At 71.5% G+C, this 26,864-nt stretch carries 23 protein-coding genes; 8 read left to right on the forward strand and 15 right to left on the reverse strand.

The features are described 5' to 3' along the window. Positions 1-4: 4 nt before the first annotated feature. From ACSMXX_RS03085 to ACSMXX_RS03115, 7 genes are all read right to left on the reverse strand, one after another. Positions 5-679: a phosphorylase family protein gene (locus ACSMXX_RS03085; RefSeq protein ID WP_473182482.1), complete on the reverse strand. Its 675-nt coding sequence runs from the start codon at positions 677-679 to the stop codon at positions 5-7. Continuing rightward, positions 676-2,700 carry a squalene--hopene cyclase gene (shc, locus tag ACSMXX_RS03090; RefSeq protein ID WP_473182483.1) on the reverse strand — a complete coding sequence of 675 codons (2,025 nt, stop codon included), beginning with the start codon at positions 2,698-2,700 and terminating at the stop codon, positions 676-678. Before shc ends, ACSMXX_RS03085 begins: the two co-directional genes overlap by 4 nt. A 51-nt stretch (positions 2,701-2,751) precedes the next feature. Further along, on the reverse strand, positions 2,752-3,822 hold the full coding sequence (locus ACSMXX_RS03095) for a polyprenyl synthetase family protein (RefSeq protein WP_473182484.1): 1,071 nt from the start codon (positions 3,820-3,822) through the stop codon (positions 2,752-2,754). Then, a complete protein-coding gene (hpnE, locus tag ACSMXX_RS03100) occupies positions 3,819-5,402 on the reverse strand; it encodes a hydroxysqualene dehydroxylase HpnE (RefSeq protein ID WP_473182485.1) in 1,584 nt (527 codons plus the stop codon). Before hpnE ends, ACSMXX_RS03095 begins: the two co-directional genes overlap by 4 nt. Beyond that, positions 5,399-6,340, reverse strand: a complete 942-nt coding sequence (gene hpnD, locus ACSMXX_RS03105; protein WP_473182486.1) for a presqualene diphosphate synthase HpnD — start codon at positions 6,338-6,340, stop codon at positions 5,399-5,401. The genes hpnE and hpnD overlap by 4 nt, the downstream gene beginning before the upstream one ends. A 7-nt stretch (positions 6,341-6,347) precedes the next feature. Beyond that, positions 6,348-7,262: a squalene synthase HpnC gene (gene hpnC / locus ACSMXX_RS03110; protein ID WP_473182487.1), complete on the reverse strand. Its 915-nt coding sequence runs from the start codon at positions 7,260-7,262 to the stop codon at positions 6,348-6,350. A gap of 190 nt (positions 7,263-7,452) precedes the next feature. Then, positions 7,453-8,211, reverse strand: a complete 759-nt coding sequence (locus ACSMXX_RS03115) for a TetR/AcrR family transcriptional regulator (RefSeq protein ID WP_473182488.1) — start codon at positions 8,209-8,211, stop codon at positions 7,453-7,455. Between the two features lie 103 nt (positions 8,212-8,314). Between ACSMXX_RS03115 and ACSMXX_RS03120 the strand changes: the two genes are divergently transcribed. After that, on the forward strand, positions 8,315-10,528 hold the full coding sequence (locus tag ACSMXX_RS03120; protein WP_473182489.1) for an MMPL family transporter: 2,214 nt from the start codon (positions 8,315-8,317) through the stop codon (positions 10,526-10,528). Positions 10,529-10,630: 102 nt separating this feature from the next. Here ACSMXX_RS03120 and ACSMXX_RS03125 read toward each other — a convergent pair whose 3' ends face one another. The 7 genes from ACSMXX_RS03125 to ACSMXX_RS03155 form a co-directional block, all read right to left on the reverse strand. After that, complete coding sequence (locus tag ACSMXX_RS03125) at positions 10,631-11,467, reverse strand: ABC transporter ATP-binding protein (RefSeq protein ID WP_473182490.1); 837 nt, start codon at positions 11,465-11,467, stop codon at positions 10,631-10,633. Beyond that, the gene (locus ACSMXX_RS03130; protein ID WP_473182491.1) at positions 11,454-12,395 is read right to left on the reverse strand and encodes an ABC transporter permease; all 942 of its coding nucleotides are present in this window, start codon (positions 12,393-12,395) and stop codon (positions 11,454-11,456) included. Before ACSMXX_RS03130 ends, ACSMXX_RS03125 begins: the two co-directional genes overlap by 14 nt. A gap of 67 nt (positions 12,396-12,462) precedes the next feature. Next, positions 12,463-13,371, reverse strand: a complete 909-nt coding sequence (locus ACSMXX_RS03135; protein ID WP_473182492.1) for a glycosyltransferase family 2 protein — start codon at positions 13,369-13,371, stop codon at positions 12,463-12,465. Positions 13,372-13,388: 17 nt separating this feature from the next. Further along, positions 13,389-14,168 carry a CDP-alcohol phosphatidyltransferase family protein gene (locus ACSMXX_RS03140; protein WP_473182493.1) on the reverse strand — a complete coding sequence of 260 codons (780 nt, stop codon included), beginning with the start codon at positions 14,166-14,168 and terminating at the stop codon, positions 13,389-13,391. After that, positions 14,146-15,207, reverse strand: a complete 1,062-nt coding sequence (locus ACSMXX_RS03145; RefSeq protein ID WP_473182494.1) for an iron-containing alcohol dehydrogenase family protein — start codon at positions 15,205-15,207, stop codon at positions 14,146-14,148. The genes ACSMXX_RS03140 and ACSMXX_RS03145 overlap by 23 nt, the downstream gene beginning before the upstream one ends. Then, a complete protein-coding gene (locus tag ACSMXX_RS03150; protein ID WP_473182495.1) occupies positions 15,195-15,947 on the reverse strand; it encodes a phosphocholine cytidylyltransferase family protein in 753 nt (250 codons plus the stop codon). Before ACSMXX_RS03150 ends, ACSMXX_RS03145 begins: the two co-directional genes overlap by 13 nt. After that, positions 15,944-17,848, reverse strand: a complete 1,905-nt coding sequence (locus tag ACSMXX_RS03155) for a DUF5941 domain-containing protein (protein ID WP_473184609.1) — start codon at positions 17,846-17,848, stop codon at positions 15,944-15,946. Before ACSMXX_RS03155 ends, ACSMXX_RS03150 begins: the two co-directional genes overlap by 4 nt. 554 nt (positions 17,849-18,402) lie before the next feature. Between ACSMXX_RS03155 and galE the strand changes: the two genes are divergently transcribed. From galE to idi, 3 genes are all read left to right on the forward strand, one after another. Beyond that, positions 18,403-19,407 carry a UDP-glucose 4-epimerase GalE gene (gene galE / locus ACSMXX_RS03160; protein ID WP_473182496.1) on the forward strand — a complete coding sequence of 335 codons (1,005 nt, stop codon included), beginning with the start codon at positions 18,403-18,405 and terminating at the stop codon, positions 19,405-19,407. Positions 19,408-19,615: 208 nt separating this feature from the next. After that, a complete protein-coding gene (locus ACSMXX_RS03165) occupies positions 19,616-20,551 on the forward strand; it encodes a cation diffusion facilitator family transporter (protein ID WP_473182497.1) in 936 nt (311 codons plus the stop codon). A 79-nt stretch (positions 20,552-20,630) separates the two neighbouring features. Next, positions 20,631-21,191: an isopentenyl-diphosphate Delta-isomerase gene (gene idi / locus ACSMXX_RS03170; RefSeq protein ID WP_473182498.1), complete on the forward strand. Its 561-nt coding sequence runs from the start codon at positions 20,631-20,633 to the stop codon at positions 21,189-21,191. Here the strand turns inward: idi and ACSMXX_RS03175 are convergent. Beyond that, on the reverse strand, positions 21,166-21,714 hold the full coding sequence (locus ACSMXX_RS03175; protein ID WP_473182499.1) for an ATP-binding protein: 549 nt from the start codon (positions 21,712-21,714) through the stop codon (positions 21,166-21,168). The genes idi and ACSMXX_RS03175 overlap by 26 nt on opposite strands. Positions 21,715-21,934: 220 nt before the next feature. Here ACSMXX_RS03175 and ACSMXX_RS03180 point away from each other — a divergent pair, with 220 nt between their 5' ends. From ACSMXX_RS03180 to ACSMXX_RS03195, 4 genes are all read left to right on the forward strand, one after another. Then, on the forward strand, positions 21,935-22,741 hold the full coding sequence (locus tag ACSMXX_RS03180) for an enoyl-CoA hydratase/isomerase family protein (protein WP_473182500.1): 807 nt from the start codon (positions 21,935-21,937) through the stop codon (positions 22,739-22,741). Between the two features lie 53 nt (positions 22,742-22,794). After that, positions 22,795-23,658: an SCO6745 family protein gene (locus tag ACSMXX_RS03185; protein ID WP_473182501.1), complete on the forward strand. Its 864-nt coding sequence runs from the start codon at positions 22,795-22,797 to the stop codon at positions 23,656-23,658. Positions 23,659-23,746: 88 nt separating this feature from the next. Beyond that, entirely contained in the window at positions 23,747-23,872 is a 126-nt protein-coding gene (locus ACSMXX_RS03190) for an LPFR motif small protein (protein ID WP_253186427.1), read from the forward strand. A 489-nt stretch (positions 23,873-24,361) separates the two neighbouring features. Continuing rightward, positions 24,362-26,854: a Tex family protein gene (locus tag ACSMXX_RS03195; protein ID WP_473182502.1), complete on the forward strand. Its 2,493-nt coding sequence runs from the start codon at positions 24,362-24,364 to the stop codon at positions 26,852-26,854. The last annotated feature ends 10 nt before the right edge of the window (positions 26,855-26,864 follow it).

Consider the following 26,864-nt stretch of genomic DNA (forward strand, 5'->3'; position numbering starts at 1 on the left):
TCGCTCACCTCCAGGGGAGCAGCAAGGATCGGTGCCATTCGAGGAATGCGGGCATAACGCCGCGGAGTACGCGGAATGCCGATATTCCACCTCGCAGTGTCCCGGGACGGATCAGTTCATGTCCTGGGGCGTCGACCACCACTCGTACGGCCGCAACGGGACGCTTCCGCTCCGGCCCGTCCGTCGCCCCGCCTCGAAGAGGGAGCTTGGCGGTGCGCAGCGTGGCGGCCGACTCCATGTCGGCGGCCACGGCCGCGGTCGTGCTGTGCAGCGCGGCACGTGCGGGCCCGTGCACGATGTGCGCGGAGCCTGCGAGCGGTCCGACGTGCACGGTTCCGTACGGGCGCAGGGCGTCGGCCAGCAGCTTCGTCCCCGTGCATTCCGTACGCCCGTCGGCGTCCCGCGTCTCGTCGGCCACGACGAGGTCGCCGGGGTGCATGCCGGGGAGAAGCCCGGCGCAGAACCCCGTGGCGACGACCGCGGTGCTGCCGGCCTCCCGCTCGTCGCGCAGCGCCCGTGCGACCGCGCGTTCCGCCGCCTGCGCCCCCATCCCGGTGCGCACCACGGTGACCCGCCCGTCCGCCCCGTCCGGGGCGTCGCCGAAGCGCCGCAGCGCGAGCCGTTCGATGCCCAGAGCGCAGGCGATCAGCAGGGGACCGCGGTCACCGGAGACCGTCATCTCTCTTCCTGCCGCCCGGAAGCGGCACCCGTGCCGTGCAGATACCGGCCGAGTGCGGTGAGCGGGAAGACCTGCCGGTAGAGGTGGTAGTTGATGGAGAAGTCCCAGGGGAAGCCGGTGCCGGTGAAGTGCGGCTCGTCCCAGGAGCCGTCCTCCCGCTGCGTACGTACGAGCCAGCTGATCCCCTGCTCCACCGACATGGACTCCCGCTCCCCCGCCGCGAGCAGCGCGAGCAGGGCCCAGCCGGTCTGCGAGGCGGTGGAGGTGCCGCGTCCGGCCCACTCGCGCTCATGGCCCGGGCGGTAGGAACGCAGGTCCTCGCCCCAGCCGCCGTCACCGTTCTGGACGCTCTCCAGCCAGCTCACGGCGCGGCGGACGGCCGGATGGGAGGCGGACACACCCGCGGCGACCAGCGCAGGCACCACGGAGCCCGTGCCGTAGATGTAGTTGACGCCCCAGCGGCCGAACCAGGCGCCGCCGGCTTCCTGTTCGGACAGCAGCCAGGAGACCGCTCTGCGCACTCGGGGGTCGTCGTGCCGCCCCTCGGCAGCGAGCATCTCCACCATGTGGGCGGTGACGTCCGCGGAGGGCGGGTCGATGACCTCGCCGAAGTCGCAGAACGGCAGCCGGTTGGGGAAGGCGCTGTCGTTGTCGGCGTCGAAGGCGCCCCAGGCGCCGTTCCTGGACTGCATGCCCAGGCCCCAGCGCACGGCCCTGCGTACGGCGGTGTCCACGCGCTGCTGATCGTGGTGGCGTACGCGGCGCAGCGCGAGGACGACCTCGGCGGTGTCGTCGGTGTCGGGGTAGTTGTCGTTGTGGAACTCGAACGCCCAGCCGCCCGGCGGCAGTTGAGGCTTGCGTACCGACCAGTCGCCCCGCCGCAGCACCTGTTCGCCGAGCATCCAGTCGGCTGCCTTGAGCAGCGCGGGATGGTCGGGAGCCAGGCCCGCGTCGGCGAGGGCGATGGTGGCCAGGCAGGTGTCCCACACCGGTGACTGGCAGGCCTCGACCATCCGCACCGCACCGTCCCCGACGTCGGGTGCGTCTTCCGCGTCCGGGTCTTCGCGGCGGCCCTCGTACCGGACCGTGTAGCGGTCCAGGGACGCCAGTCCGGCGCGCATGACCGGGTGGTCCAGGTCGTAGCCGAGGAGGCGCAGCGCGATCAGCGAGTACACGGCGGGCGGCTGGATGCCTCCCCAGCAGCCGTCGTTCTCCTGCCGCTCGATGATCCAGCGCGCGGCGCTGCGCAGCGCCGCTGCGCGCAGTGAGCGGGAGGCGATCTTGCGGTAGGCGTGCAGAGTGCGGTCCAGGCGCTGGAAGAAGCCCTCCCAGCTGGCTGCGGGGGCCATTCCGCGGGGAGGGTTCGGGCACGCCGGGTCCCGGTGCAGTTCGTCGAGCGGGAACGGCGCCGCCCGTACGGGGCGCTTCGCGCACACGACGGTGAGCGGCACGATCGTCTGCCGGGCCCAGCAGCCGAAGTCGTAGATGTTGAGCGGGAACCACTTCGGGAACCAGATCATCTCCGGCGGCATCTCGGGCAGGTCCGCCCAGCGCCACCAGCCGAAGAGCGCCAGCCAGATGCGGGTGAAGACCCGGCTGGAGGCGACACCGCCCTGCTCGCGCACCCACGCCGAGGCCCGCTCCATGTGCGGTGCCTGCGGGGCGTCACCGGCGAGCCGGAGCGCGATGTACGCCTCGATGGTGGTCGAGAGGTCGCCCGGCCCGCCGTGGAAGGTAGCCCAGGTGCCGTCCGCCCGCTGCTGCGAGCGCACGAAGCGGGCCGCCTCCCGCGTGGTGGTCTCGTCGCGGACGCCGAGGAACTCGCGCAGCAGCAGGTCCTCGGCGTCCATGGTGACGTTGGTCTCCAGGTCGCCCTTCCACCAGCCGGCCGCGTCCTGCCTGGCGAGCAGGTTCTCCACGGCGAGGGCGGCCGTGTGCTCCGCGCGCTCGGCGAGGCTCCCGGCGCTCCCCGCCTCGGCGGTTGCGGCTGCCCCGGCGCCACTGTCCGTCGTCGCTGTCATCTCAGTCCCTTCGGGAAGGTCCGGCGACGCGGTGAGCGCCGGGGCAGGTGGTCATCGCTGTCGTACGACGACGAAGTCGGCCAGGGCCGTCAGCTGATCGCGCACGTGGGCGGGCATGTCGACGGGTTCGAGGGCGGCGAGAGCGGTCGTGTGCTGCCGCTGCGCCTCTGCGGACGTCCACTCGCGGCCGCCCGCCTCCTCGATCAGCGCGGCACGCGTGGCGAACTCGGCCTCGTCGAAGTCCTCGAACTCCGCCTGGCTCTTCGTCGCGTCCGCCCGCATCAGGTCGGCCAGGCGTGTGGCGGCCGGGTCGGGAGAGGCGAGAGCGGCGACCACGGGGAGGGACTTCTTACGCTGCCTCAGGTCGCTCCAGGCCTGCTTGCCCGTGGCTCCGGGATCGCCCCAGATGCCCAGCACGTCGTCGACGGCCTGGAAGGCGAGGCCCAGGTGGTAGCCGTAGGACTCCAGGGCGTCGGCGGTGCGGTCGTCGGCGCCGCCGAGCACGGCGCCGATGGAGACGGCGCAGGCCAGCAGCGCGCCGGTCTTGTTGCCCTCCATCTCCAGGCACTCCTCGACCGTGACCTGCTCACGGTGTTCGTAGGAGATGTCCTGCGCCTGTCCGTCGATGAGCTTGCGGGTGGCCCGCGTGAGCCGCCGCGTCGCGCGGCCGGCTTCGGGCGTGCCGGGCTCCAGCAGTATTTCGTTGGCGAGGGCGAAGAGCGCGTCGCCGACGAGGATCGCCTGGGCCGGGCCGTGCACCTTCCACACGGTGTCGCGGTGGCGCCGCTGCTCGTCGCCGTCCATCAGGTCGTCGTGCAGCAGCGAGAAGTTGTGCACCAGCTCCACGGCGACGGCGCCGGGCAGGCCCGTCTCCGGTGCGGCTCCGGTGACCTCGGCCGAGAGCAGAGCCAGCGAGGGGCGTACGGCCTTGCCGCCGGACGCCTCCGAGGGGCGCCCGTCCTCGTCGATCCACCCGAAGTGATACGCGGCGACGGTGTCCATCGGTGGAGCAAGGCGGTCGACCGCGGCACGCAGCATGGGAGTCGCGAGCCTGCGGCCGCGTTCCAGCAGAGCGCTGACGCTCGTGTTGTCGACGACGGTGTGCTGGTTCGCCGTTGTCACGGGGTCTCCTCTGCGTTCTGTGCCGGTCGTGCGGGTACCGCTGCTCGCGGTGGTGGTGTGGGGGAATCCTGCTGTGCCGTCCGTCTGCTGCCCTCGGACGTGCCGCCTGCGTCGGCGCTGCTCATGCCACCGCCCTTTCGTGTGGTGCCGGGCACCGGATCATTGTCGTACGGGCGGCCCATGACAGTGAGGGCTTCCCTGGCGGCGGTCGCTCCACTCCGTACGGCGCTCTCCATGGTCGCCGGCCAGCCAGTATCGGTCCAAGCTCCGGCGAGGCAGACACCGGGCGCCCCGGTACGGGCCGCGGGCCGCAGCCGGCCGACGCCGGGGCGCGGATCGAAGGTGGCGGTGCGCTCGCGGGTGACGAAGAAGTCGACCACCTGAGCGGTTCGTGCAGCGGGCAGCAGGCGTTCGAGCTCCGGGAGATAGCGCTCCCGGAGCTCCGCGACGGGCCGGTCGATCTCCCCGTGCGCCGCCGACTGTGAGACCGCGAGGTACTGGCCACGGCCGAGCCCGGAGGGGCCCGTACGGTCGAAGACCCACTGGATTGGCGTTCCGAGCGCGGCGAAGAAGGGACGGCGCAGCACGCGGCGGTCGTAGACCACGTGGAGGTTGAGGATCGGGGCGGTGCCGATCTCCAGAAGCCTGCCGGGCGCGGGCAGCGCCCCTTCGGGCAGCAGACCGTGTGCCTCGCGTTGGGGCACGGCGAGCACGACCGCGTCGGCGCGGTGTTCCTCGGTGGTCGTCTGTCCGTGCTCGGCGGAGACGTGCCAGCCGCCGCCGGGTGCCGCGGTGAGCGCGCGGGCCCTGGCCTGGGTCAGGGTCCGTACGCCGGCTGCCCGCAGGGCCTCGCGGGCGAGCGTGTCGTGCAGATGCCCCAGCGGTACGCGGGAGACCCCGATGTCGGCGGCGCCCGGCGCGGAGAGCAGGCCCGTCCGGAAGACCTTCACCGCGAGGCCCAACGAGGCATGCGGGGCACGGGCGTTGAGCGTGGCGGCGCCCACCAGGTCCCAGAGCGCACGGATGGCACGGCCGCTCTGGCCCTGTGCGTGCAGCCAGGTCGCGAAGTCGACGTCGTCCAGGGCCGGATCGGCCGGGTCGAGCCGCTGCAGGGCGAGCGCCGCGCGCGCGGCGAGCCCTCTCTCCACAGGCGTCAGATGGCGGTAGTTCGCCAGGCCGGCGGCCAAGTGCAGCGGTACGGGCAGCGAGTTGCGGCGCAGCCTGCTCAACCGGGGCCGCGCGGGGGCCACATCGAGTACGGGCACATCGAGACGGCGTTGCAGCGGTGCGAGTCCCGCTCCGCCGATCCGCCGCAGGAACCAGGTGTAGGCGTCACAGCAACGCAGGTGCACATGCTGCCCGTTGTCGACGGAGAGCGCCCCGGCCGGGGAGTCGCGGCGGAAGGAGAACGCCAGGCCGCCGAGGCGCGGGCGCGATTCGAGGAGAGTCGTGCGCACGCCGGCGTCGGCCAGCCGGAGCGCGGCGGTGACCCCGGCGATGCCGCCGCCGACCACGACGGCGGCACGGCTCCTGCCGCTGTCGCCACGAGCGGCCGTGCGGCCGGTGTCAGCCCTGGTCATGTGCGTGCGCTCCGCCTCGCAGCGTGCCGGGCGTCGATGCCGGTGAGCCCGCGCACGGCGACGTACGCCTTCTGCCTGCTCGGCAGCGAGACGCGCTCGCGCAGCACCGCGTGGGGGTCGGCGGCGATACGTTCCAGCAGACGCTGGTAGATCCCGGCCATCGCGGCGACACACGCACCCGACCTGCGGTCGAGCAGCGGCAACAGCCGGTATCCCTGCGCGAACAGGGCGCGGGCGCGCTGAACTTCATGGTGCACGAGCCCGTGGAAGTCGCTACCGGGCTGGGCATCGTCACTTCGGAAGTCAGCGGAGCAGCCGAATTTTTCAAGATCCTCCGCAGGCAGATACGTACGTCCGTGATCAGCGTCTTCCCGAAGATCCCTGAGGATATTGGTGAGTTGGAGAGCCAGTCCGAGGGTGTCGGCGTATTCGGAGGCGCGGACGGCGTCACGCACGCCGGGCAGAGTGCCGAACACCCCGAGCGAGAGGCGGCCGATCGCACCGGCCACACACCGGCAGTAGACCTCCAGTTCCTCCCAGCTGCCGTAAGTGGTGCCGTGTACGTCCAGCAGCACGCCGTCGATCAGCTCGTCGAGCCCGTCCATCGGGACGGGGTAGCAGCGGGCGGCGTCGCTGAGGGCGACCGCGACGGGGTCCGTGTCGTCCTGGTCGATCGCACCGTCCCGGATACGGCCGAGCAGCTCCCTGGTCTCTTCGAGCCGGGCCACCTTGACGGACTGTTCGAGAGGGCCGTCGCCGATGTCGTCGACGCGCCGTGAGAAGGCGTAGAGCGCGGACATCGCCCGGCGTTTCCCGGTCGGCAGCAGCCGGATTCCGTAGGCGAAATTGCGGGCCTGCTGGCCCGTGACGGACTCGCAGTAGTCGTACGCGGCGGCCACCGACGGCGGCACGTACGGTACGGGCCGGGCTCTGTCCACGGTCCACTCACCCCTCTCGTCGCAGGGTTGCGGCCACCTCGCGCAGCAGCCCGCGCGTGGTGGCCCGGGGAGGTCCTGGGAGTACGTCGTATCCGGCACGGCCGATGGCACGGAGGACGGCGCGTCCACCGCCGGTGAAGCCTGCGAGCAGCAGCCTGAGACGTCCTCGGACGCTGGCCACGAGGGGGTCTCCCGCCGAGAGCAGCTCCCGGGCCCGTTCGGCTTCGAAGGCCAGCAGCGCACGGACCGACGCGTTGGCGCTCGGAGCGGCGAGGTCGGTTTCGGTGACGTGGAAGCGGGCCATGTCCGCGGCGGGGAGGTAGATCCGGTCGCGGCTCAGGTCCTCGGCGACGTCCTGGAGGTGTTCGACGATCTGGAGCGCGGTGCACACGTCGTCCGAGTACCGGATCCGGTCAGGGGTGGCGGTCCCGGTGATGGCGAGGACGAGGTGGCCCACGGGGTTGGCCGACAGCTCGCAGTATTCGAGCAGTTCGGTGTGGTCGGCGTACCGGCGGACCTTCTGGTCCTGGCGGTTGGCCTCGATGAGCGCCAGGAACGGTTCGGGCGTGAGCCGGCGGCGGCGCACGGTGGGCGCGAGCGCCCGCAGCAGCGGGTGACCGGGGGCGGGACTGGCGTCTTCGAAGAGGCCGCGCAGGTCGGCCTCGAACGCGTCGAGCATGGCGAGGCGGTCCGCACCGGGTTCGCTCCCCCATGCGGGACCGAGTCCGAGGTATTTCGCGTCGAGGCCGCCGGGGGCGAGGTCGCCGTCGCCGATGTCGTCGACGAGCCGGGCGTAGCCGTACACGGCCATCAGGTCGTAACGCCATTCGCGCGGCAGGAATCCGGGCGCCACTGGGAAATTCTCCCGCGTGGCCTTGGCGAGGACGGCACGCGCATGCGCGTCCGCCTCCGCGCTCACCACGTGCTGCCAGAAGCCATTGCCGTCACATCTCCGTTTCTACACCGCTGGGCGAAAACATCCTATTTCGGACACGCCGCTCCGGCACGGCGGCGGGCGGGCGGCCCGTGGCGGTCCTGAATACGGCTCGAGAACACTGAAGGAGAGGGCGAATCCGGCCCGGCAGGACCCCTTCACGCCCGGCGGCGGCGCGTCAGTGCGGCGCGGGCGGCGCGGCGAGTCCCGCGATGAGAACGTCGAACGTGCGCTCGGCCACCGCGTGGATCTCTTCGGGTGACAGGTGCACCAGAGGGCCGTCCAGGAGGAGCATGGCCAGCCCGTGGACGGTCGACCAGGCCGTGATCTCCGCCCCCGTGCGCCGCTCCACCGGCATACGGCCCTGCTCGACGAGGGCGTCCAGGGCCTGGATGAGGATCTCGAAGGAGCGGAATTCCCACGAACCGGCGCCGCCGTCCGGGTCGACGGCGCCGTCGAACAGGTTCAGGTGGAGCGCGTCGCGGCAGAAGGCGACCCGGTAGAGACCCGGCTCGGCGAGCGCGAAGGCGAGGTAGCCGTGACCCAGCGCCCGCATTCGCGCCTCGGCCGCCTCGGGGCCGCTGCCGGAGACGGCACCGGGGTCGGCGCGGCCGCCCGCCTCCATGCTGCGGGCCAGGCGCTCCTGGCCCAGCTCCTTGACCGCGTGGAGCAGTTCCGCCTGGCCGGCGAAGTGGCGGTAGGCGGCCGTCGGTGAGACGCCGACACGTCGTGCGGCGGCGCGCAGCACCACGGATTCGGGGCCGCCCTCGCGGGCGAGGTCGGTGGCCGCCTCGATCAGGGCGTTGCGCAGGTCGCCGTGGTGGTAGGCGCCCTTGGCGCCGCCGGTCCGGCTGCCGCGCCGATCGCTCCGCTCCTCCCCCGGGCCCTTGGCCGTGCGGGGCGCACTCGAACCGGTCCTGCCGTCCATGTCCGCCATGCTTTCATCCTGCCCGATGTTGACACTATTAACATCCCCTGTGAGAGTCTATGTTGACGCCGTAAACATCGGCGCATCGATGTCTCATGGGGGGACGAAGACAGTGCTAAGACGAATCGCGGAGCTGGCCCTGCACCGGCCACGGGCGCTGCTCCTGCTCAGCCTGATCACCGTGGTGGCCATGGGGGCCATCGGTTTCGGCGCCTTCGGCAAGCTGCAGGCCGGCGGCTTCGAGGACCCGGACGCGCCTTCGAGCCGCGCACAGACCCTCATCGAGGAGAAGTTCGGCGGCGAGGACAACCTCGTGCTGCTGGTGCGCGCGGACGGCGGAGACCTGGACTCGGCCGCGGTGGGCGACGCGGGCCGGAAGCTGACGAAGGAGCTGAAGGGGGAGCCGGAGATCTCCGGTGTCTCCTCCTACTGGGACGCCGGCGGCTCCGCGTTGACCTCCCGTGACGGCTCGCAGGCGCTCGTGCTGGCGCACGTACGGGGCGACAGCACCGACGTCGCCGATCACGCCGAGGAGATCACCGACAAGTGGAGCGGCGACAAGGGTCCCGTCGATGTGCGGGCGGGCGGCAGCGCGGCGCTCAACAACGACATCTCCGGGCAGGTGTCCGCGGATCTGGCGGTCGCGGAAGCCATCGCGGTGCCCCTGACGCTCGTGCTGCTCGTCATCGCCTTCGGCAGTTTCGTCGCGGCGCTGCTGCCGCTGGCCATCGGGCTGATCGCGATTCTGGGCACCTTCGCCGAGCTGTTCGTCCTGGGCAGCGTCACCGACGTGTCGGTCTTCGCCGTCAACCTCACCACCGCGCTCGGGCTCGGCCTCGGCATCGACTACGGGCTGCTCATCGTCAGCCGCTTCCGTGAACGGCTATCGGCGGGCGACGACGTCGGGGACGCCCTGCGCACGACCGTGACGACGGCGGGACGCACCATCGCCTTCTCCGCGGCCACGGTCGTCGCGGCGCTGGCCGCGCTGCTGCTCTTCCCGCCGTTCTTCCTGCGCTCCTTCGCGTACGCCGGGATCGGGGTAGTCGCCGTCGCGGCGCTCGCGGCGCTGATCGTCGTGCCTGCCCTGCTGGCTGTGCTCGGGCACCGTGTGAACAAGGGACGGCTGCCGTGGGCCGACGCCGTGCGGCGTCCCGACGCACCCGTATGGGGACGGATCGCCCGTACGGTCATGCGCCGCCCCGTACTCACCGCGCTGCCCGTGCTGGCGGTGCTGCTGCTCGCCGCGAGCCCGCTGCTGGGCGCCCGCTTCGGGATGCCGGACGAGCGCGTGCTGCCCGAGGACGCGCAGAGCAGGCAGGTCAGCACGGCGCTGGAGAAGGACTTTCCCGGCGGCTCCACCGACGCCCTCCAGATCGTCACCACCGCCGGAGCGCCCGAGGACGAGCTCGACGCGTACGCGGAGCGCGTCTCACGCCTCGACGGGGTGGCCCGCGTCCAGGCGAGCAGCGGCGTCTACACCGACGGGAAGGCGGCCCCGGCCGGACGTGGGCAGGCCCCGCTCGGCAAACCGGACGCGCAGCTCCTGACCGTCACGCCGGAGACCGGGGCCGGGACGGAGGAGCGGCAGGACACGGTGCGCAGCATCCGCGGCCTGACCGCTCCCGGCACCGGTGAGGCGCTGGTGGGCGGGCGCGACGCACAGCTCGTGGACACCAAGGCCTCGATCGGGGACCGGCTGCCGGGCGCGATCGGCATGGTCGTCGGCACGACGTTCGTGCTGCTCTTCCTCTTCACCGGGAGCGTCGTCCAGCCGCTGCGGGCGCTCGCGCTGAACACGGTGAGCCTTACGGCGTCGATCGGGGCGATGGTGTGGATCTTCCAGGACGGGCATCTCTCGTCCGTCCTCGGCTTCACGGAGATGCCGATGGACACCTCGATGACGGTGCTGATGTTCTGCATCGTCTTCGGGCTGTCCATGGACTACGAGGTCTTCGTCACCAGCCGCATCAAGGAGCTGCACGACGAGGGAGCGCCCAACGTGGAGGCCGTCACCCGCGGGCTCTCGCGGACCGGACGCATCGTGACGATGGCGGCCGGGCTGCTGGCGGTGAGCTTCTTCGCCTTCGCGACCAGCGAGATCAGCTTCCTGCAGATGTTCGGGCTGGGCAGCGGACTGGCGATCCTCATCGACGCGGTCGCCGTACGGGGAGTGCTCGTACCCGCCGCGATGCGGCTGCTGGGCCGCGGCGCCTGGTACGCGCCGCGGGCGCTGCGGAAGCTGCACCGCAAGGTCGGCCTGGAGGAGTCGGCGCCCCGGGCCGAGCCGGAGGAGGAACGGGAGCGGACGCCCGCGGGGGTCTGACGCGCAGCGGTCCGACTCGGACGAGCGGCAGCGGCCGGCCCGGAGGGAGACTCCGGGCCGGCCGCTGCTTCGTATGTGTCTGTCCGCGGGCGAGCCGGTCTGCTATTTGCCCGTGAACTTCTCGTACTCCTTGAGCACTTCGTCCGTCGGACCGTCGTGCACCAGCTCGCCCTTCTCCAGCCACAGCGTCCGCTCGCAGGTGTCGCGGATCGACTTGTTGTTGTGGCTCACGAGGAAGACCGTGCCCGCCTCCTCGCGCAGTTCGCGGACGCGCTGCTCCGAGCGCCGCTGGAACTTCTTGTCGCCCGTCGCCAGCGCCTCGTCGATCATCAGCACGTCGTGGTCCTTGGCGGCGGCGATGGAGAAGCGCAGCCGGGCCGACATGCCGGACGAGTACGTGCGCATCGGCAACGTGATGAAGTCGCCCTTCTCGTTGATGCCGGAGAAGTCGACGATTCCCTGGTAGCGCTCGGCGATCTCGTCACGCGACATGCCCATGGCCAGTCCGCCGAGGACGACGTTGCGTTCGCCGGTCAGATCGTTCATCAGCGCCGCGTTGACGCCCAGCAGCGACGGCTGCCCGTTGGTGTAGACGCGGCCGCTCTCGGCCGGCAGCAGACCGGCGATGGCGCGCAGCAGCGTCGACTTGCCCGAACCGTTGGAGCCGATCAGGCCGACGGCCTGGCCGCGGTATGCGGTGAAGCTGACGCCCTTGACCGCATGGACCTCGCGCACGCTGCCGCCGCCCGGCTTGCGGCGGATCATGCGGTTCAGAGCCGCTGTGGCGCTGCCCTTGCCCTTCGCGCCGCCGTAGACGCGGTAGACGATGTGCAGGTCCTCGGCGATGACGGTCGGAATCCACGGTTGCTGCTCGGCAGGCGCTCCCGCCTGCTGCTGGACCGTCTTCGTCTCCTCCTGGGTGTCCTCAGCCACGGCCATAACGCTCCTCCGACTTCCAGAAGAAAACAAATCCGCCGATGCCGATCAACAGCCCCCAGCCCAGCGCCAGGGCCCAGACGTGCGGCGGAAGGGAGGACGCCGGGTAGCCGTCGATGAAAGCGAAACGGATCAGGTCCATGTACACGGCTGCCGGGTTGGCCTGCAGCAGGTCGACCGCCCAGACCGGGGCGTCGATCTTCGAGAGCTGGTACGGCAGGAAGAACATCACGCCCGAGGCGTACAGCCAGGTCCGCGTGATGAACGGCATCAGCTGTGCCAGGTCCGGGGTCTTGCTGCCCAGCCTCGCCATGACCAGGGCCAGGCCGGTGTTGAAGAGGAACTGGCAGGCGAGCGCCGGGAAGATCAACAGCCATGACCAGGCGGGGAAGTGCCCGAAGCCGATGAGGATGACCACCAGCACCAGCATCGAATACAGCAGCTGCTGAAGCTGCTGCAGCGAGATGGAGATCGGCAGGGAGGCCCGCGGGAAGTGCAGCGCGCGGACCAGGCCCAGATTGCCCGAGATCGCACGGACGCCGTTGAGCACCGAGGTCTGGGTGAAGGTGAAGACGAAGACGCCGGTCACCAGGAACGGGACGTAGTTGCCCTGCCCGCCCGGAATGCCGTTCCGCCCGCCCATGATCACGCCGAAGATGAAGTAGTAGACGGCGGCGTTCAGCAGCGGCGTCACGACCTGCCACAGCTGCCCCAGTTTCGCCTGGCTGTACTGGGCTGTGAGCTTCGCCCGCGAGAAGGCGAGGACGAAGTGGCGCCGCGCCCACAACTGCCTCACGTACTCCGCCAGCGAGGGGCGCGCCCCGCTCACCGACAGGCCGTATTTCGCCGCGAGATCGGCCGGGGACAGACGGTCGTCCGGGGTGGGCGGGGGCTTCACGCCCACCGCACCGCCGTGCGTTGTCTCGGTCACGTTGGAAACTTTCGTCCTCACACGCGCAGGTGAACTGGAAGAAATTGTGCTGCTGGAGACGAGCTTGTCAGATCACGGGCGGGCGACCTAGTCGGGTCAGCCGCCACACCGTACGCCACCGCATCGGTCTGCGGGCGCCGCACGGTTTGGTCCACCCCTCCCTGAAGCCGCCGAGCCACGCGCGCAGTGCCGGGCGTGAGGGGCGGCGGGCGAGCGTGAGGAGCAGCCAGACGCCGAGGTAGACGGGGATGAGCAGGACCGGCAGGTTCCGGCGGGCGAGCCAGACGCGGTTGCGGGCGACCATGCGGTGGTAGACCGCATGCCGGCTGGGCGCGGTGGTGGGGTGGTGCAGCACCATGTCGGCCCGGTAGTCGATCGACCAGCCGGCGTCCAGGGCCCGCCAGGCCAGGTCCGTCTCCTCGTGCGCGTAGAAGAACTCGTCGGGCAGTCCGCCCACTTCGGCGATGACCTTCGTACGTACGGCGTTGGCGCCGCCGAGGAAGGTCGTGACCCGGGAGGAACGCATCGGGTCCGCGGCGCGCAGCCTGGGAACATGACGGCGCTGCGTCTCGCCGGTCTCCGGGTCGGCGATGCGGAAGCTGATGATGCCCAGCGACGGGTCGGCGGCGAAGGCCTCCCGTACGAGCTCGGCGGTGCCGGTGGCCGGCAGCAGTCCGTCGTCGTCGAGGAAGAGCAGCGCGTCGACTTCGGCGCCGGAGGGGCCGAAGGCCTCGATGCCGACGTTGCGGCCTCCGGGGATGCCGAGATTTTCCGGAAGCTCGACCGTCCGTACACCTTCCGGCAACGCGGGCAGCGGTGCGCCGTTACCCACCACGACGGTCTCGACCGGCTCGCCGTCCTGCTTGGCGACGGAGTCGAGCAGCGCCCGCAGTTCCTCGGGGCGGTTGCCCATCGTGAGGACGACGGCGCCGAGCCTCGGTGTCTGCGCGGAGCGCTCCGGGCTCTGCTGCGGCATGGTGGCGGCTCCCTCCGTCACTTGAGCCTGCTGGAGGCGAGGATGGACACCAGATGCAGCAGCGTCTGGACGACGGCGATCCCGGCGAGCACGGCGACCCCGAGTCTGGTGAAGAAGAGGCCCCCGGCGATCGTGTCGACGACCGCGGCTGCCAGGATCAGCAGCGACGCCTCGATCCCGAGTATCAGCCGGTGGAACTTCAGCGCCGCGGCGGCCCTCCGGGCCAGCGCCACACCGGACGAGCGCGGCTCGCTCGCGGACTCCTTCACGGGCGGCAGCCCGCTCTGGTGGCGGGCCACGGCCACCAGGTCGGTCTCGGCCTTGATCAGTACGGCGCCGAGCGCGGCGAGGGTGCCCAGAAAGGCCCACAGCCAGTCCACCCGGCCTGCGCCCCACAGGTCGGCGGCGCGCAGGCCGAAACCCACCAGCACGGCGGCGTCGCACACGTAGGCGCCGACCCGGTCCAGGTACACCCCGCCGAGCGAGTACTGCTGCTTCCAGCGGGCCAGTTCGCCGTCCACGCAGTCGAGCAGCAGATAGAGCTGAACCATCACCACGCCGAGCACCGCCCCGCCGATCCCCGGCACCAGCAGGGCCGGGGCGGCGAGGAAAGCGGCCACAGTCATCAGGTAGGTGAGCTGATTGGGCGTGACCCGCGTATTCACCAGGTGCCGGTCCATGCGCAGGGAGACCTCGCGCATATAGAGCCGCCCGGCCCAGTGCTCACCGCTGCGCCGGTCCTTCACGCCCTCCGGATGAACGACCGGACGGAGTTCAGCTACTGATGGCTTGTGCATAGTCGCGGTATGCGTCCCTGATCTGGTCGGCGGACAGGTCGAGGTGCTCCAGAATGGTGTAGCGCCCGGGCCGGGTCTCCGGGGCGTATTCGACCACTTTCACGAACTCGTCCTCGTCGAAGCCGATTTCGTGAGGCAATACGGGCAGTCCGTGGCGCTTGAGCACCTGGACCATCAGCATCGACATCTCCCGGTCGCCGCGCAGGAACGTGGCGAACGCCGCCCCGAGACCGCACTGTTCGCCGTGGCTGGCCGCGCGCTTGGGGTAGAGCAGATCGAAGGCGTGGTTGATCTCGTGGCACGCACCCGACGCCGGGCGGCTGTCGCCGGCGACGGACATCGAGATGCCGGTCATCACCAGCCCCTCGGCGAGCACTTGGAGGAAGTCGTCGTCACCGACGCCGCCGGGGTGGCGCAGCACGGCCTCCCCCGCCTGGCGGGCCATGGCGGCGGCCAGGCCGTCGATGTCCTCGCCGCGCACGGTGTGGGCCAGTTCCCAGTCACGTACGGCGGAGATGTTGGAGATGGCGTCGCCGATCCCGGAGCGTACGAACCGGGCCGGGGCCTCCCTGATGACGTCGAGGTCGATGACGACGGCGATCGGGTTGGGCACGCCGTACGAGCCTCGCCCCGCGTCGTTGTCGAGGGTCGCGACGGGCGAACACAGGCCGTCGTGGCTGAGGTTGGTGGCCACGGCGACCAGCGGCAGGCCGATGCGCGCCGCGGCGAACTTCGCACAGTCGATGATCTTGCCGCCGCCCAGGCCGACGACGGCGTCGTAGCGCCCGGACTTCATGGCGTCCGCGAGCTTGATGGCGTCGTCGATGGTGCCGCCGCCGACCTCGTACCAGGACGCGCTGGGGAGGGCGGGGGCGAAGCGCTCGCGCAGAGCCGCGCCCGAGCCACCGCTGATGGCGAAGGCGAGCCTGCCGTTGGAGGAGATCCGCTGATCGGCCAGCAGGCCCGCCAGGTCGTCCAGGGCGCCGCGGCTGATGTCGACGACGACGGGCGACGGAATGAGGCGGGTCAGTACTGGCATGCGATCCCCCGGCCCTTGGCGAGGTCGTCGTGGTTGTCGATCTCGACCCACTTCACGTCGCCGATGGGGGCGACGTCGACCTTGAAGCCGCGGTTGACCAGCTCCTGGTAGCCGTCCTCGTAGTAGAGCTGCGGGTCGCGCTCGAAGGTGGTCTTCAGGGCGTCGGCCAGCTCCTCGGCGGCCTCCGGCTCGATCAGGGTCAGGCCGATGTACTCGCCGTTCGCCGTGGCCGGGTCCATCAGCTTGGTGATCTGCTGGACGCCCTTCTCGGGGTCGGTGACGACCTTCATCTCCTCCTCGTCCAGCGGCTTGACCGTGTCGAGGGCGAGGATGATCTTCTTGCCGGCGCCGCGGGCGTCGAGGAGGGTCTTCTCGACGGAGACGGGGTGGACGGTGTCGCCGTTGGCAAGCAGGGCGCCCTGCTTGATGACGTCACGGGCGCACCAGAGGGAGTAGGCGTTGTTCCACTCCTCGGCCTTGTCGTTGTCGACGAGGGTGAGCTTGACCCCGTGCTTCTTCTCCAGGGCCTCCTTGCGCTCGTACACGGCCTCCTTGCGGTAGCCGACGACGACGGCCACGTCGGTGAGGCCGACGGCGGCGAAGTTGGCGAGGGCGATGTCGAGGACGGTCTGGGACTCCTCGTCACCTTCGGGGCCTACCGGCACGAGGGCCTTGGGGAGGGTGTCGGTGTAGGGGCGCAGACGCCGTCCGGCGCCGGCGGCCAGCACGAGGCCGATCATGCGGGTTCTCCTGTTTCGTCGTGTACGGCGGGTGCTTTGGAGGACACCCAGAAGCGGATGCTCTCGATGAGCACCACTGCCGCGATGGCCACGGCGAGCGTGGTCAGCGCGATGGTGAAACCTGTCAGACCTGGGCCCTGGTCGGCGCGGCCTTCGCCGGCCGCCCAGAGGGCCGAGGCGAGAGCGACCACCAGAGCTCGTCCTTCGTGCCCCCCGGTCGCACGGACAAGCCAGCTGGGAGGCGCGCCGGTGCCGCCGCGGATGCGGTACACCGTGTCGTAGTGATGGTAGGCGACCGCCGCCACCAGCCCGAAAGCGGCGGGCAGCGCGCCGTTCACCCCCGATTGTTCCGCGCGTACCGCGAGGACGAGCACGAGCACGTATTCGGCGGTACGGAAGAAGGGCGGCGCGAGCCAGTCCAGCGGCCCACGCAGCGGCCCGGCGACGGCGAAGCCCGAGGTCAGCGCGTAGACGAGGGCGGCGAGGAAGGGCCAGACGCTGCCCTGCGGCGTCCACAGCGCGGTGGCGAGGAGCACGGCCGTACCGAGGAAGGCGACGGCGGGCGGCCCGTATCCGGGCAGGCGGATGCGGACGCGGCGGGCCAGGTCCGCGAAACCCGCCGCGAGCGGGCCGCTGTCGGCGAGGTCGGCCAGCGCACGGGCGGCGCGGTCGGTCCGGTGCGCCTTCCGGGTCAGCGAACGGAGCACGCGGCCCGCCGTGGTGTAGCAGGCGGCCAGCGCGCAGCCGACGAGGAGCACGACGAGGGTGATGCGGGGTGTGGTGCACGCGGTCAGCACCGCGATGAGCGCCCAGCGTTCGCCGATAGGGAGCACGATCATGCGGCGCAGCCACACCGTCCAGCCGACGCTGTCGAGCCTGCTGGAAAGAGCCGCGGTGGGGCTGGTGTTCGCGGCGGCGTCGTGGTTGGCCTCGTTGAAGGAGAAGTCGACGACGTGCCGGACGGTCTGCAGCACCATCGCGCCGAGCGCGAGCGCCCATACGTCGTCCCCGCCGCGGGAGGCACCCAGGGCGAGGCCCGCGTAGTAGGCGTACTCCTTGGCCCGGTCGAAGGTGGCGTCGAGCCACGCGCCGAGGGTCGAGTACTGCAGGTCGTAGCGGGCGAGCTGTCCGTCGGTGGCGTCCAGCACGAAGGACGCGATCAGCAGCACGCCTGCCGCGACGAAGCCGCCTCGCGTGCCGGTGGCGGCACAAGCGGCGGCGATCAGCGCGGTCACCAGGGACGCGGTGGTGACCTGGTTCGGGGTCAGGCCACGGCGGGCGCACCAGCGGGCGATGTAACGGGAGTACGGGCTGACGCAGAAGGTGGTGAAGAAGCCGTCCCGAGGCTTCACCGCGTTGCGAAGGCGCACCGCTTCGTCATCCACACCGCCGACGGCGTCGCGGGCTGCGGCGCGGGCCTCGTCGTCCGTGGGGACGGACGCGACGAGCGGGCCCAGCTCGGGGTGGTGCACGTCGAGACCGTCCGCCGCCAGCGCCTCGGCCACGGCGTCCGGCAGGGTGCGGGGCGGTGCGGTGACGGCGGCGCCCTCGTCGTCAGCGGTACGGGCGGTGGCCACCTCGGGGGTGCGGGCCGGGCTCGCGGAATCCGCCTCGTGCAGGGCGCGGGTGAGCGCGCCGCGCGCCTCTGCCCGTACGGACAGCGCCCCGGTGACCGCTCCCGCCGCGAAGCGGGGATCGGTCAGCGCGAGCCGCAGGCTGTGGACGTGGCCGACGAAGTGCGGGTCGACGAGAGCCACTCCGGTACCGGCGGGGACGGCCGCGACCTCCGCCGGGACCTGGCCGGCCTCCGCCACGACGCGCACGTCGAACCCCAGCGACCGCAGGTCGCTCTCCAGCGGCGACCCCGCGACCGGCGGACCGGTGAGGATGGCGGTCGACAGTCGAACTCACTCCTTGGACGCCGGCACGGCGGCGCCGGCACAGCGCGTTCTGCGGCCGGGGCCGGCCGGGCAGCGGGCAGGGTGCGCCTGGCCCGTACGGTGGCGGGCGGCGCGTCGGCAGAGGCTATCGGATCGAACGGGCGGGCTTTCATCGCGCGTTCACCCCGTGGGCGTTGCACTGCCGCGGCACAGCATGGTCGATCTTGGACGGTGCGACAAATGCGGTGACCGGCTGCCGGTCACGGGCCCGCGGCGCCCGGGATCGGCCCGGGCCCCTGGCCCCCGGCCCCGGCCTGCCGGCCCGGTCGCACTTCGGCGCCGCCCCGGTCGCGGAGACGGCCACGGACCCGGGGCCCCGTGGCATCCCCCCGCCGAGGGCCGGGCCCAGGGGGGCCCGGACCTCGGCCGACGGCCGGGGACGAGGGCGGGACGGCCCGCCCGCCTCGTTCGGGTGACGGCGTCGGAGGACCGCAGCGCTCCGCCCGCTCAGCCGGGGGGGCACAGCGGGTTCCGCGCCCGTACGGGCGCTGCGCGGCGGCGGATAGGCTGCCGATATGACGTGGTTGATCACAGGTGGGGCGGGCTACATCGGGGCGCACGTGGCGCGGACGATGGTCGAGGCCGGGGAGCGGGTGGTCGTCCTGGACGATCTCTCGGCGGGGGTGCCGGAGCGTCTGGAGGGCACGCCAGGGCCGGGGCCTGACCCGGCCCTGGTGCGGGGATCGGTCCTGAACAGGGCGCTGCTGGACCGTACGTTCGCCGAGCACGAGGTCACGGGCGTGGTGCATCTCGCCGCCCGCAAGCAGGTCGGCGAGTCCGTCGAGCAGCCCCTGCGCTACTACCGTGAGAACGTGCACGGGCTGACGGTGCTCCTGGAGGCCGTGGTCGCGGCAGGCGTGCGCCGCTTCGTCTTCTCCTCCTCCGCCGCCGTCTACGGCACCCCGGACGTCGACCTCGTCACCGAGGAGACGCCGTGCGTGCCGATGAATCCCTACGGTGAGACGAAGCTCACCGGTGAGTGGCTCGTGCGCTCCACGGGCCGGGCCGCCGGCATCGCCACGGCCTGTCTGCGCTACTTCAACGTCGCGGGCGCCGCCGAGCCGCGGCTGGCGGACACCGGCGTCTTCAACATCGTGCCGATGTTCTTCGACGCCCTGACCCGCGGCGAGGCGCCGCTGATCTTCGGTGACGACTATCCGACGCCCGACGGCACCTGCGTGCGCGACTACATCCACGTACAGGACCTGGCGGAGGCGCATCTGGCCGCCGCACGCCGGCTCTCCGCACCGGCGGGCGACGCCGGCGCCGACCTCACCGTGAACATCGGTACGGGCAGGGGTCTGTCCGTACGAGAGATGGCGGACCTCGTCGCCGAGGTCACGGGGAAGGGCGACCCTGCCGCAAGGGTCGCTCCGAGGCGGCCCGGCGACCCGGCACGCGTGGTCGCCTCGGCGGCGCTCGCGGAGAAGGAGCTGGGCTGGACGGCCCGGCAGAGCGTGCGGGAGATGATCGCGTCCGCCTGGGAGGGCTGGTGCCTGCGCCATCCCGGCGCGCGCTGACCAGGCAGGCGCTCGCCGGCCCGGCGGCACCGCCGTAGCAGGCACGGTGCCCGCCCGGCCTCCCTTACTCCTGACCTCGGACGGAAATCCCAGGTCACAGCACATGACAACGGTGTTCAGCGTCGCGTTGCACCCGCCCGTCGGGCGTAGTTCACTTGCCACCGACAGGCGCGTGGCGCAGGGACCGAGGACGCGGAGGCTCGCAGCGATGGGCGCTGGGCACGCTCACGGAGGGCCCGCTCCGGCGGCGGGCGGCACGGCTGCCGCGGCGTACCGCAAGCGGCTGCGTGTCGCGCTGTTCATCACGCTCGGCGTGCTGGTCACGCAGATCACCGGCGGGCTGCTCGCCGATTCGCTCGCGCTGCTGGCGGACGCCGGGCACATGGCCACGGACGCGCTCGGGCTCGGCATGGCGCTGCTCGCGATCCACTTCGCCAACAAGCCCGCGAGCGAACGGCGCACCTTCGGGCTCGCCCGCGCCGAGATCCTCGCCGCCCTGGCCAACTGCCTGCTGCTGCTCGGGGTCGGCGGCTACATCCTCTTCGAGGCGGTCGAGCGCTTCATCGAACCGGCCGGCACCGACGGCGCTCTGACCGCGGTCTTCGGCGCCATCGGCCTTGTGGCGAACGTCATTTCGCTCTCGCTGCTGCTGCGCGGCCAGCGCGAGAGCCTCAATGTGCGGGGCGCCTTCCTGGAAGTGCTGGCGGACGCGCTGGGCTCGCTGGCCGTGCTGCTCTCCGCCCTGGTCGTCGCGACGACGGGCTGGCAGGCCGCGGACCCCGTCGCCTCGCTCGTCATCGGCGCGATGATCGTCCCGCGCACGCTCCGGCTGGCCCGCGAGGCGCTGGACGTACTGCTGGAATCGGCCCCGCGGGATGTGGACATGGCCGAGGTGCGCGAGCACATCCTCGCCGTGGACGGCGTGGTGGGGCTGCACGACCTGCATGTGTGGACGATCACTTCGGGAATGCCGGTGCTCTCGGCGCACGTGGTGGTCACCCAGCAGACCCTGGACTCCGTGGGACAGGAACGGGTGCTGCACGACCTCCAGCTCTGCCTCGGTGACCATTTCGACGTGGAGCACTGCACGTTCCAGCTGGAGCCGCGCGGACATGCTGCCCACGAAGCGAAGTTGTGCCACTGATCTGCGGCAGACTGGGGCACATTGCGGCCGGGCGGACGGCGTACGAGGGACGGCGTACAGCCCCGACAGAAGGGTCAACATGGTGGACAGCGCAGCGGCACCGATCATGCTCGAACTGGTCGACGAGGACGGCACCACGGTCGGTACTGCGGAGAAGCTCTCCGCGCACGTGGCACCGGGCCGACTGCACCGCGCGTTCTCCGTCTTCCTCTTCGACGATTCGGGACGGCTGCTGCTGCAGCGCCGCGCACTCGGCAAGTACCACTCCCCCGGTGTCTGGTCCAACACCTGCTGCGGCCATCCCTTTCCGGGTGAGGCGCCGTTCGCCGCCGCGGCGCGGCGCGTGAACGAGGAACTGGGCGTGGCGCCCGCACTTCTGCGGGAGGCGGGCACGGTCCGCTACAACCACCCCGACCCCGACTCGGGACTGGTGGAACAGGAGTACAACCACCTCTTCGCCGGGCTCGTACGCGACGAACTGCGCCCCGACCCCGAGGAGATCGCCGAGACGGCCTTCGTCACCTCCGGTGAGCTGGCGCGGCGGCACGCCGAAGGGGCGTTCTCCGCCTGGTTCATGACGGTGCTCGACGCGGCACGTCCCGCGATCGGCGAGGTCACGGGAGCGGCGGCCGGCTGGTGACCATCGGCGGAAGCGCGCCGCTGACGACCGGCAGCGGCAGGGCCGCCCAGATCACCTTCCCTCCCGTCCCGGTCTGTTCGACGTCGCAGACCCCACCCGACTCGGTTGTGATCATCTTGACCAGCAGCAGCCCTCTTCCGCCGATGTGCTCCTGATCCGGGTCGGCGTCCAGGGCCTTGGGTCTGTAGGGATGGCTGTCCTCGACGGCGATGCGCAGCCATCCGCCCTGCAGCCGCACCTCGACTCCGATCTCGGGTGAGAGAAGGGCCGCGTGCCGTACCGCGTTGGTGGCCAGTTCGGAGAGGATGAGCAGCAGGTTCTGCAGGATCTCGTCCGGCACGGCGCCCTGGCGCCGGACGAGATCCCGCACCGCGTGCCGCAGTTGAGGCACCGAGGAGTCCAGCGCGGAAGCCGTGAACCGCCAGGTCCCCTCGCGGGTACGAGCTTCGTCCCGTTCCTGCACGGGCAGCGCGACCGGGGACACTCCGCCCGGCCCGGGCGGACCACTCCCGCGGCTCTCCATCTCCCGCACCCCTCTCCTCCGAATGTTCTTGCATGCCGGTGCACTTGCAGATGTACGTGCATCGAGTGTTGGTATGCCAGAGGCCTGGTCCGGCCCACTGACCGCAAGTCGGCACTTATCGATGGCATTTGACAGAAGACTTACGCCAGGGACGGCTCGGTGACAGAGCTTGCATCCACGTGGCGCCAGCCGATGACCATGGCCCGGCTACGATCCGTACATGGAACGAGCACGACCCGCACAGCGGACCCGGGCCGCGCGGCAAGCCCGCCAAGCACATCAGCCGGCGCTGCTCACCGAGCACGCCGACGGCGTGACGACCCTCGTCCTGCACAACCCGGCCAAGCGCAATGCGATGACCGAGGCCATGTGGCGCGAGCTGCCGGGGCTGCTGGCGGGGCTCGCGGACGACGCGTCCGTCCGCGTTCTCGTCGTCACGGGCGCGGAGAACACCTTCTGCGCGGGCGCCGACATCTCCACGCTGCGTGACTCCGTGGAGTCCTCGCAAGGGCTGGCCGTGGCGGCCGAGGAGGCGCTGAGCGCCTTCCCCAAGCCGACGCTGGCCGTCGTGGACGGCCACTGCGTGGGAGGCGGCGCCCAGCTGGCCGCCGCCTGCGATCTGCGGTTCGCCGCACAGGGCGCGCTGTTCGGGGTCACCCCGGCGAAGCTGGGCATCGTCTACCCGGTCTCGTCCACGCAGCGGCTGGTGCGGCTCGTGGGGCCGGCGACGGCCAAGTACCTGCTCTTCTCCGGGGAGTTGGTCGATGCCGACCGGGCGCTGCGCACCGGGCTCGTGGACGAGGTGCACCCACGGGAGAGCCTGCAGGAGCGGGTCGCGGCCTTCACGCGCACGCTGGTGGAGCGCTCGCAGCTGACTCAGGCGGCCGCCAAGGAGTTCAGCGGCCCGGCGCCCGACCCGTCCCGCAGCGAACACTGGCGGCGCGTGGCCGCCGAGAGCGGCGAGGCGGCGGAGGGAGCGGCCGCGTTCATGGAACGGCGTGCTCCGCGCTTCCGCTGGTCTCCGTGAGACGGTGCGGGAGCACTCGGGACACTGCTATTACCTCTGGGTAACGTGGTGGCATGACGTCTCTCCCGGAACGCGCCGCCCGGCGGTGCCACAACATGGTCAACCCGCTCCACTCGGCCGTCTACTTCTCGCCCGCGCTGGGCAAGGAGCTCGCCCCTTACGGCATCGAGGACCCCAGCGCCGTCTACCTCGCCGGACGTGCCGCGCCCCTGGGTGCGGCGAGCGCCGGCACGGTCACGGCCACCTTCTACAACTTCAGCCATACGCTCGTCGCACGCTTCGTGCCGGCGGTGTGGGAGTCCGCCTCCCCCGCCACGGTGCTCGCCGCGCGGCTGCGAGCGGTCGATTCGATGCTGCGCGAGCTGCTCGGCGACGAGGTCGTCTCCTCACCGGAGATGACCGAGGCCGCTCAGCTCGCGCTGAAGGCCGCCGAGGCGTGCACACGGCCGGGCCGCCCGCTCTACGCCGCCAACGCCGACCTGCCCGTACCGGAAGCGCCGCATCTCGCGTACTGGCACGCGGCCACGCTGCTGCGTGAGCACCGCGGCGACGCGCACATAGCCGTACTGCTCTCGGAGGGCCTGGACCCGCTGGAGGCGCTGGTCAGCCACACCGCGAGCGGGCGCGGCATGGCACCCAAGTGGGTGCTGGCCACTCGCGGTTACAACCAGCAGGACTGGGCGGCGGCCCAGGAGCGGCTGCGGAAGCGTGGATTGGTGGACGCCGACGGCGAACTCACCGAGGACGGCACGGCGTTGCGCAAGGAACTGGAGTACAGCACCGACCGCCTGGACGGCGGCCCGTACGAACACCTCGGGGAGGCGGGTGTCGCACGGCTCACCGAACTGGCCGGGCGCTTCGCCGCGTCGGCCGCGCAGGCGGGCGCCTTCCCCGAGGACCTGTTCGGCAAGGACTGAGATCCGGGGACCGGTTGGCGCGGCGGCACACACACGGCTCACGGGCCGCAGCCGGTTTGCCGATGCCGTCCACGGCTACCCGGCTTGCATGTTCCGAGCAATCGCAGACGGCCTCCGCATGATCGCGGGCGCCATCGCAACCGTAGTGACCCTGCCGTTCCGCCTGCTGGCGCGCCTGTTCGGCGGCGCATCGCGGGCAGGCCGGAGGGTCTAGGGGTGTCCGGCGGATCTTCGTGGATCAGCGAGCTGGGGGGCACCTCCCGGCGAAGCCAGGGGGAGTCCGGTGCATGGGGCCTCCCCGGGCCGCAGGCCCAGGGGACGCATCGCAAGGCGGAGGGTCGTTCTCATACTGGGGTTCCCCATGCCGGAGGGCTGGGGTTCCCCATGGCGAAGCCCAGGGCGGGAGTATTCGGACGAGCCCGACAACGCTGGGGGCACTCCCCCTCGCCCCGCTGGGGGGGACCCCCACCCGCGAAGCGGGGGAGAGGTGCGGTGCCGGGCGTCGCGAGCCCGCGAGGATCCGCCGGACACCCCCAAGCCCCCGTATCGACCCCGCCGTGACGACGGGAGACGACAGGCGGACCGGGCCCGCGCGCGGAGCTTTCCGTGCGCGGGCCCGGTCCGTGCCTCCGCCTGAGGGTGCCACCTGCCACAATGCAGGCTCACCGGGGACACCCAGCACCAAGAAGGCGGACCAACCATCGTGACGACGACCATCGAAGGCAGGATCGCCGAGGAACTCGGCGTACGGGAGCGCCAGGTCAAGGCCGCCGTCGAGCTGCTCGACGGCGGGTCGACCGTGCCGTTCATCGCGCGCTACCGCAAGGAAGCGACCGAGATGCTCGACGACGCGCAGCTGCGCTCCCTGGAGGAACGCCTGCGCTATCTGCGGGAGCTGGAGGAGCGGCGCGAGGCGGTCCTCGAATCCGTACGGTCGCAGGGCAAGCTCGAACCGAAGCTGGAGCAGCAGATCCGGACGGCCGAGACGAAGGCGCGTCTGGAGGACATCTATCTGCCGTTCAAGCCCAAGCGCCGCACCAAGGCACAGATCGCGCGCGAGGCCGGCCTGGAACCGCTCGCCGAGGGGCTGCTGGCCGACCCGGGTGTGCAACCGGAGGCCGCGGCCGCCGCGTTCGTCGACTCCGAGAAGGGCGTCGAGGACGCCGCCGCGGCGCTGGAGGGCGCCCGCGCGATCCTCGCCGAACGCTTCAGCGAGGACGCCGACCTCATCGGCGAGCTGCGCGAACGCATGTGGCTGCGGGGCCGCCTCACCGCCAGGGTGCGGGAGGGCAAGGAGGACCAGGGCGCGAAGTTCAAGGACTACTTCGACTACGCGGAGGCCTTCACCGAGCTGCCCTCGCACCGGGTGCTCGCCATGCTCCGCGGCGAGAAGGAGGAGATCCTCGACCTCGCCCTGGAGCCGGAGGAGGAGTCCGCGCAGGGCGCGCCCGGTACGCCGGGCGCGTACGAGAGCGCGATCGCCCACCACTTCGGGGTACGGGACGAGGGCCGGCCCGCCGACACCTGGCTCGCGGAGACCGTGCGCTGGGCGTGGCGCACCCGCATCCTCGTACGGCTCGGCCTTGACCTGCGGCTGCGGCTGCGGACGGCGGCCGAGGACGAGGCCGTCGGGGTCTTCGCGTCGAACCTGCGTGACCTGCTGCTCGCCGCTCCCGCCGGCACACGCTCCACACTCGGCCTCGACCCCGGCCTGCGTACGGGCGTGAAGGTCGCCGTCATCGACGCGACCGGAAAGGTCGCCGCCACGGACACCGTCTATCCGCACGCGCCGCAGAAGCAGTGGGAGGAGTCCCTGGCGAAGCTGGCGGCGCTGGCGCGCGAGCACTCCGTCGAGCTGATCGCCATCGGCAACGGCACGGCCTCCCGGGAGACGGACAAGCTGGCGGGTGAACTCATCTCCAAGCAGCCCGAGTTGAAGCTGACGAAGGTCACGGTCTCGGAGGCGGGCGCCTCCGTCTACTCCGCCTCGGCCTTCGCCTCGCAGGAACTGCCCGAACTGGACGTCTCGTTGCGCGGCGCGGTCTCCATCGCACGCCGGCTCCAGGACCCGCTCGCGGAACTGGTCAAGATCGACCCGAAGTCGATCGGCGTCGGCCAGTATCAGCACGATCTGTCCGAGGTGAAGCTGTCGCGCTCGCTGGACGCCGTGGTGGAGGACTGCGTCAACGGCGTCGGCGTCGACGTCAACACCGCCTCCGCTCCCCTGCTTTCGCGCGTCTCCGGCATCGGCACGGTGCTCGCGGAGAACATCGTCGCCCACCGTGACGGCAACGGCCCCTTCAAGAGCCGCCGCGAGCTGAAGGACGTGGCCAGGCTGGGCCCGAAGGCCTACGAGCAGTGCGCGGGCTTCCTGCGCATCCGCGACGGCGAGGACCCGCTGGACGCCTCCAGCGTGCACCCCGAGTCCTACCCGGTCGTCCGTACGATGGTGCGCGCCTCCGGCACGGACGTCTCCACGCTCGTGGGCAACACGGCGGTGCTGCACTCCCTGGACGCGAAGGAGTTCGTGGACGAGACGTTCGGCCTGCCGACCGTCACGGACATCCTGCGGGAGCTGGAGAAGCCCGGCCGTGACCCGCGTCCCGCCTTCAGGACCGCGGAGTTCAAGGAGGGCGTCGAGAAGCTCACGGATCTCGAGACGGGAATGGTCCTGGAGGGCGTGGTCACCAACGTCGCGGCCTTCGGCGCCTTCGTGGACGTCGGCGTGCACCAGGACGGGCTCGTCCATGTCTCCGCGATGTCGAAGACGTACGTGAAGGACCCGCGGGACGTCGCCAAGCCCGGCGACATCGTGAAGGTCAAGGTCCGCGAGGTCGACGCCGCGCGGAAGCGGATCTCGCTGACGATGCGTCTCGACGACGACACCTCCGGGCAGGGCTCCGGGGGCGCGGAGGGCGGCCGGCGTCAGGGCGGTGCGGAGCGGTCGCCGCGCCCGCGGCAGGGCGCCGGCAAGCAGAGTGGTGGGAACCAGGGCGGCGGCCGCCAGGGCGCCAGGAAGCAGAGCGGCGGCGGCAGCAGCGGCAGCGGCAGCGGCAGCGGCAGCGGCGGCAACCAGGGTGGCGGCCGCAACGGTGCCGGCAGGCAGCAGCGCCGCGACGCGGCCCCCGCCAACAGCGAGATGGCGGACGCGCTGCGCCGGGCCGGCCTGCTGGGCGGGGACGGCAAGAAGCGCTGAGCGCACGCGG

The organism is Streptomyces sp. DSM 116795, assembly GCF_055792905.1.